Annotated in this window: 12 protein-coding genes; all 12 read right to left on the minus strand. The window is 52.6% G+C overall.

Features of this window, described 5'->3' with window-relative positions:
- Positions 1-66 precede the first annotated feature (66 nt).
- A complete protein-coding gene (gene hisJ, locus SK34_RS04300) occupies positions 67-849 on the minus strand; it encodes a histidine ABC transporter substrate-binding protein HisJ (protein WP_003028120.1) in 783 nt (260 codons plus the stop codon).
- A 247-nt stretch (positions 850-1,096) separates the two neighbouring features.
- A complete protein-coding gene (argT, locus tag SK34_RS04305) occupies positions 1,097-1,879 on the minus strand; it encodes a lysine/arginine/ornithine ABC transporter substrate-binding protein ArgT (protein ID WP_003028123.1) in 783 nt (260 codons plus the stop codon).
- 287 nt (positions 1,880-2,166) lie between these two features.
- Positions 2,167-2,736: a UbiX family flavin prenyltransferase gene (locus tag SK34_RS04310; protein WP_003028125.1), complete on the minus strand. Its 570-nt coding sequence runs from the start codon at positions 2,734-2,736 to the stop codon at positions 2,167-2,169.
- A gap of 96 nt (positions 2,737-2,832) precedes the next feature.
- Positions 2,833-4,350 carry an amidophosphoribosyltransferase gene (gene purF, locus SK34_RS04315; RefSeq protein WP_003028127.1) on the minus strand — a complete coding sequence of 506 codons (1,518 nt, stop codon included), beginning with the start codon at positions 4,348-4,350 and terminating at the stop codon, positions 2,833-2,835.
- A gap of 33 nt (positions 4,351-4,383) precedes the next feature.
- Positions 4,384-4,872, minus strand: a complete 489-nt coding sequence (gene cvpA / locus SK34_RS04320; protein ID WP_003028129.1) for a colicin V production protein — start codon at positions 4,870-4,872, stop codon at positions 4,384-4,386.
- Positions 4,873-5,092: 220 nt separating this feature from the next.
- Complete coding sequence (dedD, locus tag SK34_RS04325; RefSeq protein WP_048218334.1) at positions 5,093-5,755, minus strand: cell division protein DedD; 663 nt, start codon at positions 5,753-5,755, stop codon at positions 5,093-5,095.
- Positions 5,745-7,013 carry a bifunctional tetrahydrofolate synthase/dihydrofolate synthase gene (folC, locus tag SK34_RS04330; RefSeq protein WP_003839318.1) on the minus strand — a complete coding sequence of 423 codons (1,269 nt, stop codon included), beginning with the start codon at positions 7,011-7,013 and terminating at the stop codon, positions 5,745-5,747. The genes dedD and folC overlap by 11 nt, the downstream gene beginning before the upstream one ends.
- 192 nt (positions 7,014-7,205) lie before the next feature.
- Positions 7,206-8,120, minus strand: a complete 915-nt coding sequence (gene accD / locus SK34_RS04335) for an acetyl-CoA carboxylase, carboxyltransferase subunit beta (protein ID WP_003839317.1) — start codon at positions 8,118-8,120, stop codon at positions 7,206-7,208.
- 149 nt (positions 8,121-8,269) lie between these two features.
- On the minus strand, positions 8,270-8,929 hold the full coding sequence (locus tag SK34_RS04340) for a DedA family protein (RefSeq protein WP_003028140.1): 660 nt from the start codon (positions 8,927-8,929) through the stop codon (positions 8,270-8,272).
- A 24-nt stretch (positions 8,930-8,953) separates the two neighbouring features.
- On the minus strand, positions 8,954-9,766 hold the full coding sequence (truA, locus tag SK34_RS04345) for a tRNA pseudouridine(38-40) synthase TruA (protein WP_003028142.1): 813 nt from the start codon (positions 9,764-9,766) through the stop codon (positions 8,954-8,956).
- Entirely contained in the window at positions 9,766-10,779 is a 1,014-nt protein-coding gene (locus tag SK34_RS04350) for an aspartate-semialdehyde dehydrogenase (RefSeq protein ID WP_048232449.1), read from the minus strand. Before SK34_RS04350 ends, truA begins: the two co-directional genes overlap by 1 nt.
- 68 nt (positions 10,780-10,847) lie before the next feature.
- Complete coding sequence (pdxB, locus tag SK34_RS04355) at positions 10,848-11,984, minus strand: 4-phosphoerythronate dehydrogenase PdxB (RefSeq protein WP_048232451.1); 1,137 nt, start codon at positions 11,982-11,984, stop codon at positions 10,848-10,850.
- Positions 11,985-11,989: the final 5 nt, after the last annotated feature.

The following is an 11,989-nucleotide window of genomic DNA, read 5'->3' on the forward strand; positions in this document are numbered from 1 at the left end:
CGCAGCGCCATCAGGCATAAATTCAACGCGTCAAAAATCTACGGGCTTTATCAGCACCTGCGGTAATTAACCGCCGTAAACATCAAAATCGAAGTACTTTTTCGCCAGCTTCTCGTAAGTACCGTCAGCTCGCATTTCGGCAAAGGCTTTGTTCAGCGCTTCGCGCAGCTCGTTATCGTCTTTGCGCAGCCCCATACCGGTACCCACGCCGAACAACTTCTCGTCTTTCACAGACGGACCGCCAAATTTGTAATCTTTACCGACTGGCTGTTTCAGGAAGCCTTCGCTGGCCGCGACTTCATCCTGGAACGCGGCGTCAATACGCCCGGCAGTCAGGTCAGAATAGATATTGTCCTGCCCCTGATAAGAGACAATCTCAATACCTTTTGGCGCCCAGTGTTCGTTGCCGAACGTTTCCTGGGTGGTGCCCTGCAGCACACCAACACGTTTACCTTTCAGCGACTCAATGGTCGGCTGAATAGCTGAATCTTTAGCGACAACCAGACGCGAGTCGGCTGCATAAAGCTTGTCAGTAAAAGCGATTTCCTGCTGACGTTTTTCAGTAATGGAAAGCGAGGACATGATGGCATCGATTTTCTTCGCTTTTAGCGAAGGGATCAGCGCGTCCAGCGGGTTTTCCACGAAAGTACATTGCGTATTAATACGTTTGCACAGCTCTTTAGCCAGATCGATATCAAAACCGACTAATTCACCCTGGGCATTTTTCGATTCGAACGGCGCATAAGTAGGATCAGTACCGATACGAATTTTTTGCGGAATGGCTGCAAATGCTGCGGTAGCACTGGAGAAAGCCAGAACCAGAGAAAGAGACAACACCAGTTTTTTCATAACTATCCTCAACAGACTGTCTTTTATAGGGGATCTTTACAGGACCAGGTGCAGTTATCGTGCCATTAATCAGGCCGACAAGGCAAAGTATTCTACCCTGCCGGCGGTATTTATTTGCATGAAAAGCGCTTAAGTATGCACTCATGCTTATTAAGTCAGTGATAAAAGCACCAAAACAGTGCACTGAATGTATTATGCACCGTAATGGTTACCCGCAATGGTGCAGTCAATTCCCCACGCCGCTGTATTAATCGCCGTAGACATTAAAATTAAAATATTTGCTCGCCATTTTGTCGTAGGTGCCGTCTTTGCGCAGCTCACCCAGCGCTTTATCAAAAGCGGCTTTCAGCTCGGTGTCATCTTTGCGCAAACCAATCCCGGTTCCGTCGCCAAAGTATTTTTTATCTTTCACCGAAGGACCTGCAAAGTCGTAGTCCTTACCGGCAGGTTGCTTCAGGAAGCCTTCGCTGGCCGCGACTTCATCCTGCAGCGCTGCGTCGAGACGACCCGCCGTCAGGTCAGAATAGATAAGATCCTGGTTCGCATAGGCCACCACATCCACGCCTTTGCTACGCCAGTTGTCATTGGCATAGGCTTCCTGAGTAGAGCCTTGCAGCACGCCAACGTGTTTACCTTTGAGGGAGTCCAGAGTCGGTTTAATTGGGGAACCTTTCGCGGCGATCAGCCGTGAGTCTGCTGCGTAAAGTTTGTCTGAGAATGCAATCTCTTGCTGACGCTTCTCGGTGATAGAAAGCGAGGAGATAATGGCATCAATTTTTTTCGCTTTCAGCGACGGGATCAGCGCATCAAAGTCGCTGGCAACCCAGGTACATTTGATCTGCATGCGCTTACACATCTCATTTCCCAGATCGATATCAAAGCCGACAAAGTCGCCTTTGGCATCTTTAGAGGAAAAAGGTGCGTACGTTGTATCTGTACCAATACGAACCGTCTGCGGAAGTGCTGCGTAGCTGGCCGCGGTGGCGGAGAGTCCTACCAGCAAAGACAAAGCAAGAACCGTCTTCTTCATACATAACCCTCAAGTGGCGTAATTTTATTATGTTTTACGTTGTGTTGTGTGTTTGCAGACTTTTTCATGCAGGTCTTATGCCATTTTCGCGTCGATGAGGATATTCGACGTTAAATATGTTAATAAAACGTTGCAATAATGTCCTGATTTTGAAGATAGCAGGTCTGACGGTTGAACCGCAGCGTTTCGTTGAGTTTTAACGAATTAAATGTTGAGGATATGATCGCGGTTACAAAATTGCCCTGAAACAGGGCAACGGATATTTCTTTGCACGCTGATGGAACGGCTTACGCCCCTTGCCAGCGGGTGAACAGGTCCTGCGGAAGGGTAATATCAAACTGGTCAAGCACGCGATTAACCGTTTGATTAATCACATCATCGAGCGTTTGTGGACGATGATAGAACGCCGGGACTGGTGGCATAATCACTGCGCCAATTTCTGCCGCCTGGGTCATGAGGCGCAGATGCCCCAGATGCAGCGGCGTTTCGCGTACACACAGCACCAGCGGACGACGTTCTTTCAACACCACATCTGCCGCACGGGTAAGCAACCCATCGGTGTAACTGTGGACAATGCCGGAAAGGGTTTTGATTGAACACGGCAGGATAACCATGCCGGCGGTCTGAAAAGAGCCGGAGGAGATACTGGCGGCGATATCGCGCGTATCATGATTCACATTTGCCAGCGCCTGCACGTCGCGCACAGAGAGGTCCGTTTCCAGTGCCAGCGTCTGCCGGGCAGCGGCACTCATCACCAGATGGGTTTCCACATCGGTAACGTCACGCAAAACCTGCAGCAGGCGCACGCCGTAAATTGCCCCGCTTGCGCCAGAAATACCAATGATGAGTCGTTTCATGTGTAATAGCCCTTACTTGCTCAGGGCCGACTTTGCAGGAAATTACGGTGAGTTGCAAGCAAGGGTGCAGGTTGCGCCCTTGCTTGCGAGCAAACATTAACCTTCGTTGTGCATTTCAAGGTTTTCCGCTTCGTTCTGACGCAATACCGCTTTAGCATCATCATTACGCAGGGAGTCGAGGAAATCGAGATATTGCTGGTCGACGTCTTTGGTGACGTACACACCGTTAAACACTGAACATTCAAACTGCTGAATATCCGGATTCTCAGCACGGACAGCTTCAATCAGATCGTTCAGGTCCTGGAAGATTAGACCATCTGCGCCGATTATCTGGCGAATCTCGTCCACTTCACGACCATGCGCAATCAGCTCCGTCGCGGTAGGCATATCGATGCCATAAACGTTCGGGAAGCGAATTTCCGGGGCGGCAGAGGCCAGATACACCTTCTTCGCTCCGGCTTCACGCGCCATCTCGATAATTTGTTCTGAAGTGGTGCCGCGCACGATGGAATCATCCACCAGCAGCACGTTTTTATCACGGAATTCCGCACGGTTAGCGTTCAGCTTACGGCGTACTGATTTACGGCGCAGCTGCTGGCCCGGCATGATAAAGGTGCGTCCCACATAGCGGTTTTTCACAAACCCCTGACGGTACGGCTTACCGAGAATACGGGCAATTTCCAGCGCGATATCGCAGGAGGTTTCCGGGATTGGGATGACTACGTCGATGTCCAGATCTTCCCACTCACGGGCAATTTTTTCGCCAAGCTTAGTCCCCATATTCACACGGGCGCTGTAGACGGAAATCTTGTCGATAAAGGAGTCAGGACGAGCGAAGTAAACGTATTCAAACAGACACGGATTGCTCACCGGGTTATCAGCACACTGACGGGTAAACAGCTGGCCTTTTTCGGTGATATACACCGCTTCGCCAGGGGCTACGTCGCGCAGGAATTCAAAGCCCAACGTGTCCAGCGCTACGCTCTCAGACGCCACCATGTACTCGGTACGGCCATCGCCAATATCGCGTTTGCCCATTACCAGAGGACGGATACCGTTAGGGTCGCGGAAGGCAACCATACCGTGACCGATAATCATCGCCACGCAGGCATAGGCGCCGCGAATCTGGCGGTTGGTTGCCGCAATGGCAGCAAAAATATTGTCGGCCTCCAGCGGGTAATGGCGGAAGTTATCCAACTCGCTGGCGAAAATATTCAGCAGAATTTCAGAATCTGAAGTGGTATTGATGTGGCGGCGCTTTTCTTCAAACAGCTTTTTACGCAACTCATGCGCGTTGGTCAGGTTGCCATTATGAGCAAGAGTGATGCCATACGGTGAGTTGACGTAAAAAGGTTGAGCTTCGGAGGCGCTGGAGCTGCCAGCCGTTGGGTAACGCACATGACCGATGCCCATATTGCCCTGCAAACGCTGCATATGGCGCGCTTCAAAAATATCGCTCACCATTCCGTTTGCTTTACGCAAGCGGAAGCAGTTGTTGGCATCAATGGTGATGATGCCCGCAGCATCCTGACCACGATGCTGGAGCACCGTTAACGCGTCATAAATCGACTGGTTTACCGGCATAACACCGGCGATACCGACAATACCGCACATACGTCTTTTCCTCGTTCAGCAACGACCCAAAGTTTATACTTTGGGCAAGAAACTTGACGAGCTTTGCAGATAGTCAAAGAACCATCTGATGATGAAACTGAACTGCGGAATCAGCTGCGACTTACCCCAGTCTTCACTTTTCGACAGACCGGTAAAGGTATCGAGAAAGAACAGTATGGCGGCAACGATCAACGCTCCACGCAAAGCACCGAAGCAGATCCCCAACACCCTGTCGGTACCCGACAGTCCTGTTTTCTCTACCAGTTGGCCTATCACAAAGTTAACGATAGCGCCGACGATAAGTGTCGCGATGAACAGTATCGCGATAGCAATCCCATTTCGAACCAGTTCGTCTTCAAAGCCCGTAAACCAGACAGACAGGTAAGTGTAGTAATGGCTGGCGACAAAGAAAGCACAACCCCAAGTCACCAACGATAATGCTTCACGAACAAAGCCACGGATCAGGCTAACCAGACAGGAAAAACCAATCACCGCGATAATGGCGTAATCAATCCAGACCATATGTGTCCCACGATTTTACGCCCTGTCGTCCTGTTCGGGGCGCATTCTAACAGAAAAAGAAAACGTTTGCGTAGGGATTTCCTTTCCACGCGTAAATAAAAATGGCGCTGAAAAAATCTTCAACGCCATACCGTTTTATGCCTCTTCGGGCACTACCGGATAGCGGTAAAAACACCGTATCCGGCCTGAATCAGGGCTGCGCCGTAAACAGCGCAATCCCTTAATTAGGGGTGTACCCCATCACGACGCCACTCAGACCAGAGATCTTTTGCAGCTCGCCCAGCGAGTTCTTTAGCTTATCTTTGGAGGCGTCCGGCCCGACGAGAATGCGGGTTATTTTACCCTGCACCGGCGTCGACGGGGAAGTATATACCCGGAAGCCCGCGCCACGAAGTTTACCCACGATCTCATTGACCTTATCCGCATTTTTCAGCGCACCAAGCTGTACAACGTACGCTTTGCCGGTTGGGGCTGGCGCTTCTTCAGCGGCCGGTTTCGGCGCAGGAGTCGGTGCCGGCGTCGGAGCGACGGCAACAGGCTGCGGTTTCGGTTTAGGTTTCGGTGGTTCCACAGGCGCAGGGACAGGATCTAATTCCGCGCTGTTTGCCGTCGTCAAACGCGATGGATCCAACGATGGCGCGGCAGCATCACCCGCACGCACCTCTTCTGCCGCCCCTTCCGGCGGCTGAGTCGGCAGCGCCTGCGTTGCTGCAGGCATCATGTCTGGTTCATCGCGATCACCGGGTTTAGGTACCAGTGGGATCGCTGCAAATTCATCCTGATAATGCTTTTTCTGCCCGTCAAGCAGCCCGGGAAGCACAATTACCCCGAGCGCGACTAGCACAATTGTGCCGACTAATCGATTCTGAAACTTACTCGCCACCGCTTCTCCCCACGTCTATTACTTCCATGACATGTGCGACAGTGTGAAAGGATCCACACACCAACACGGTATCTTCTGGCTTCGCCTCAGCAAGTGCTGCAGACCATGCCTGCGCCACGCTGTCATAAGCGTTGCCTTTGCCCAGGTGCTCCAGCAGTTGTTCTGCCGTTGCGCCACGCGGCCCTTCCAGGGGCGCACAGTACCAGACGTCAACCACGCTTTTTAACCAGGCTAACGTACCGGCAATATCTTTATCATGTAGCATACCGATAACCGCAAGTACACGCCCGCTTTTCACTAACTTTTTCAGACGTCCGGTCAGATACTCTGCCGCATGCGGGTTATGAGCAACATCGAAAATCACTCGCGGCGACTCGCTCACAATCTGGAAGCGCCCCGGTAAAATCGCGCGTTCGATGCCGTCACGAATCGCCTGCTCGCTAACGTTCAGCCCGCTTGCGCGCAGCGCGGCCAGTGCGGTAGCAGCATTAGGTTGTGGCACCTGCGGCAACGGCAAATGCGCCAACGTTCCATGAGCATCCGTAAACGACCAGTCGTTCTCAGTGACCGCATAGCGCCAGTCCACGCCGCAGCGTTGCAAAATCGCCCCGCACTCTTGCGCGACATCCGCGATGGTGTAAGGCATTTCAGGTTCGCCGACGATAGCCGGTTTCTCTGCACGGAAAATGCCCGCCTTCTCACGACCAATACTTTCGCGATCCGGGCCCAGCCAGTCAGTATGGTCAAGCGCAATACTGGTGACTACAGCGACATCGGCATCGACGATATTGGTGGCGTCAAGGCGGCCGCCTAATCCCACTTCCAGAATAACAACATCCAGTTGGGCCTGTTTAAACAGCCAGAGTGCCGATAACGTACCGTATTCAAAGTAAGTCAGGGAAATATCACCACGAGCGTCTTCAATCTCAGCAAACGAGGCGGTATGGGCTGATTCCGGCAGTTCCCCCCCCTGCACGCGTACGCGTTCCGTGTAACGCACCAGATGAGGCGAACTGTACACCCCAACTTTATAGCCTGCCGCAGTCAGCACAGATTCCAGCGTACGACAGGTCGTGCCTTTTCCGTTGGTTCCTGCCACCGTAAACACAAATGGCGCGGGTTTCAATACACCCAGTTTGCGCGCTACCTGGCTTACGCGCTCAAGGCCAAGATCGATGGTTTTACTGTGCAGGTTTTCCAGATAAGAAAGCCACGACGCCAGGGGCGACGCGGCTTGAGGAATACGTTTATTGTCCATGATGCCTGTAATTTTATTACGTAGATTAAAGCAAAAGGCAGCGCCAGTTGGCCCTGCCCTTTTTTACTCGTCGTCTTTCAAGCTGCAGGTGTGTTGGCTGCTCTCGCTCACCCGAATCACTTGCCCGTGCAAGCTCATCAGGGTTCACTCTCTTGCCGTCTTCCTGCAACTCGAAATCCATAGAGTAAGTTATCAGGCTTCTGATTCCTGATCGGGTACCGGAGATACCACCTCGCCTTCACGCGGCTCATCCGGATTCGGCGCAGGAAGATTCATCAGCTTCGCCAGGATGCTTGCCAGTTTCAGGCGCATTTCCGGACGGCGGACGATCATATCGATAGCGCCTTTTTCAATCAGGAACTCGCTGCGCTGGAATCCCGGCGGCAGTTTCTCACGTACGGTTTGCTCGATAACACGCGGACCCGCGAAGCCGATCAGTGCTTTCGGTTCTGCAATATTGAGATCGCCCAGCATCGCGAAGCTTGCGGAAACACCACCCATTGTTGGGTCGGTCAGTACAGAAATATACGGTAAACCGCGTTCCTGCATTTTCGCCAGCGCAGCAGAGGTTTTTGCCATCTGCATCAGAGACATCAGCGCTTCCTGCATACGCGCCCCGCCAGAAGCGGAGAAGCAGATCAGCGGACAGTTGTCTTCCAGCGCCTGCTCAACGGCACGGACAAAACGCGCACCGACCACAGAGCCCATGGAGCCGCCCATAAACGCGAACTCGAATGCCGCAGCAACGACCGGCATACCATGCAGCGTGCCTTTCATCACCACCAGCGCATCTTTCTCGCCGGTTTCTTTCTGCGCAGAAGCCAGTCTGTCTTTGTATTTTTTGGAGTCACGAAACTTCAGCACGTCTTTCGGCTCAAGCTCGCTACCCAGTTCCACAAGAGAACCTTCATCTAACAGGCTATGCAGGCGATTGCGCGCCGACATGCGCATATGATGGTCACACTTCGGACAGACCTCAAGATTACGTTCCAGCTCAGCACGGTATAAAACCTGACCGCAGCTATCACACTTGGTCCACACCCCTTCAGGAATGCTTGCCTTGCGGGTGGGAGTAATGTTGCTTTTAATTCGTTCAATCCAGCTCATTGGTGACCTTTCTGCCTGAACCCTAGTCAGCTTTGTTATAAGGGGCGCATAATGCCATTTTTGCCCCTAACAGACCATGAATGTTGCACATTAAAACATAACAGCCCGAAACTTTGGATAAAAAAGTGGTCGAACCGCTGAGTTACTTTCTATTTTGCAGCCCGTGACGCAGCACGTTTATGGCGAATTACTTCAATCACCCCCGGCAATACGGAAAGGACGATAATCGCCACAATCAGTAATTTCAGGTTCTCCTGGACAATCGGCAGATCGCCGAACAGGTAGCCTGCGTAGGTGAACAACAATACCCACAGCAATGCACCTACGACGTTATACATCGCAAAGTGACGGTAGGACATATGTCCCATACCGGCAACAAACGGCGCAAATGTGCGCACGATAGGCACGAAACGCGCCAGGATAATCGTCTTACCGCCATGACGCTCGTAGAACGCATGGGTTTTATCCAGGTAGCTGCGACGGAAAATTTTGGAGTTCGGGTTACTGAAAAGTTTTTCCCCGAACAATCGGCCAATCGTGTAGTTCACTGCATCGCCCACAATCGCCGCCACAATCATCAGCGCCACCATCAGATGAACATTGAGATCATTGGTCGGCAGCGCAGAAAGCGCACCAGCAACAAACAGCAGCGAGTCTCCCGGCAGGAACGGCGTCACCACCAGCCCGGTTTCGCAGAACAGGATCAGAAACAGAATCGCGTATACCCAGATACCGTATTCCGCGACCAGCTCCGCCAGGTGCACATCAATGTGCAGGATAAAATCAATAAGAAAGTAAATCAGGTCCATAGTTATGCCTTTATACGACTCAAATTAGTCCGCCAGAAATAGCGGGCCCATAGGCGGTTTTGGCAGGTCGAACCGATCCGGGTAATCTACTGCAACCAGATACAGTCCTTCCGCTTTCGCCGTTGCCGCTGCCAGCGTTCTGTCCTTTGCCGCTAACAGTTCTGCTATCCAGCTCTCCGGCTGGTTGTTGGCGCCAACTTCCATCAGGCTGCCGACAATATTCCTGACCATATGATGTACAAAGGCATTCGCTTTAATATCCACCACCACATATGCACCGAAACGTTCAACGTTAATGTGCATCACGTTACGCCACGGTGTGCGCGACTGGCACTGTACCGCACGAAACGAGGTAAAATCATTTTCGCCAATCAGACACTGGGCTGCACGATGCATACGCTCAGCGTCCAGCGGTTCATAATAATGGGTTACCCCTTTACCCAAAACCGCAGGGCGCAACCGATGATTGTAGATGATGTAGCGATAACGGCGAGCCGTAGCGCTAAATCTGGCATGAAAATCATCAGGTACAGCTTTCACCCAGCGCACGGCGATGTCACCAGGTAAATTCGCATTTACCCCCAGTGTCCAGGCCGCATCTTTACGCTGGGCAGTGGTTTCAAAATGCACGACCTGCCCAGTGCCATGAACGCCCGCATCCGTGCGACCTGCACAAAAAACATTAATGCGTTCGTTCGCCACCTGAGAAAGCGCTTTTTCCAGTTTTTCCTGAACGCTACGCACTTCGTTCTGGCGCTGCCAGCCATAATATTTGCTGCCGTCATACTCAATGCCCAGCGCAATTTTATGGGTTGACGGCTGTTGCTGGTCAGACATTAGTACAGGTACTCCTGCACCAGTTTTTCCGCAATTTTCACCGCCATTAACGCGCCGCCAAAGCGTACGTTGTCTGCCACAGACCAGAACTGAACTTGCTCCGGCATACCGTAATCGTTATGCACGCAGCCAATAGAAAGGTGCGGACTACCTGACGCGTCGCCAACCTGGGTAGGGAAGTCGGTCTCTTCCGACAACACCACATCTTCGCCGCGTGAAAACGCATCACGTGCTTCTTCCGCCGCCAACGGGCGCAGGGCTTCAAAATTCACCATCTGCGCATGGCCATAAAACACCGGGGACTGCACGATGCTGGCGGAGATCAGCAGGCCGTCATCCTGCATAATTTTGCGCACTTCATCAACAATACGACGCTCTTCACGCACGCTGCCTTCGCGATCGGGCAGCAGCGGCAGCATATTGAACGCCAGCTGACGACCAAAGAAATCATCTTCGTCAATCGGGATGCCGTTAAGCAATTTCGCGCTTTGTCCGGCCAGTGCGTCTACGGCTTTTTTGCCGTGAGCGGAAGCCGAAATAATATTGGTCACCGTAATCCGTGACAGCCCGCCGTCATCAATCAATGGTTTCAGCGCTGACAGCAACTGGCTTGTCAGGCTGTTTGGTACCGCAATCACATTGCGGTTACGGTAATCCGCCAGCACGAACGGGTTAACGTCCGGAACAACCAGCGGAACGTCTGGCTCAAGCGCGAACAGACCGCTGCTGTCAATCACCAGGCAACCCGCATTTGTTGCTTCTTCTACCCATGCGGCGGTGGCTTCAGTGCCCGCAACAAAAAATGCCAACTGTGCCTGCGTCCAGTCAAATTCTGCAACGTCCTGCACTATGACCGATTTACCGTTAAAACGCAGATGCTCACCGGCGCTTTCATTACGCGCCAGCGCATAAATTTCACCGACCGGGAACTGGCGTTCAGCCAGCGTATCGAGCAGGGCTTCGCCTACGGCGCCCGTTGCGCCCAGAATGGCAATATTCCAGCCTTCAGACATGGTGATTTACTCCAAGAAATACGTAAGCGTCCCTGTCGCATTATTCGACAGGGAGCATTAAGAAGACATTAATGTGCCGGATGATGAACAGCGTTAAAACCCAGCTTACATAATAAGGCAGCAGCCGTTGCATCGTCACACATCACATATAAAGACGACCATTCACGACGCTCAAGGTAATTTTTACGCAGTTTATCAAACTCACCCGGAATTCCAGCGACTTTACGCAGAGGCGCATCATCGCGGCGCACATCATACACTAAATGCACCAGCCTTTTCAGCGTTGGCTGATCTAACGGGCCATGCAGGGTGATACGACCAAATTCCGGCGCGGGTAACAGGGTACTGAGCGCAACGTGCTGCTCGTGACCAATAAACTTACTATAGGCCTCAAAGACCTGCGTGGTGCCACGCGCTTTTCCTTCGAGGGTATACCCGGCAATGTGCGCCGTGCCGATATCGGCTTTCTCCAGCAACGCCACATTGAGATCCGGCTCTCCTTCCCAGACATCCAGCACAACGCTCAGCGACTGACCGGCATTCAACCGGTTCAGCAATGCTGTATTGTCGATGACCGGCCCACGGCAGGCATTGATCAGAATAGTGCCCGGCTTCAGTCGGCTAATCAGCGCATCATCCGCCATGTGCAGCGTTTTGTAGGGTCCGTCTTTAAACAGTGGCGTATGGAAAGTCAGCACATCGGCTTGCTCTACCAGTTCGTCCAGCGAGCGGAAATCACCCTCGTCACCGCGATCGGCTCGCGGTGGATCGCACAGCAGCGTGCGGATCCCCAGCGCTTCCAGACGCGCCTGCAAACGCCCACCCACGTTGCCCACACCCACAATGCCTACGGTGCGATCGCGTAACGCAAACCCGTCACGCTCCGCCAGCATCAGCAACGCTGAAAAAACATATTCTACGACCGCTATCGCGTTACAACCGGGCGCGGCGGAAAAACCGATCCCAGCCTGCGCAAGCCAGGCGTCATCCACATGGTCTGTGCCAGCGGTTGCCGTACCGACAAATTTAACCGGTTTTCCTCCAAGCAGTGATTCATTTACTTTCGTCACCGAGCGCACCATTAAAGCATCCGCATCATCCAGTTCAGCAACGGGAATCGGACGACCGGGAACCGCTTTGACCTCCCCCAAACGACTGAACAGTTCGCGGGCATAGGGCATATTTTCATCAACGAGGATTTTCACGTCTT

The sequence above is a fragment of the Citrobacter sp. MGH104 genome, assembly GCF_001034485.1.
GTDB lineage: Bacteria > Pseudomonadota > Gammaproteobacteria > Enterobacterales > Enterobacteriaceae > Citrobacter > Citrobacter freundii.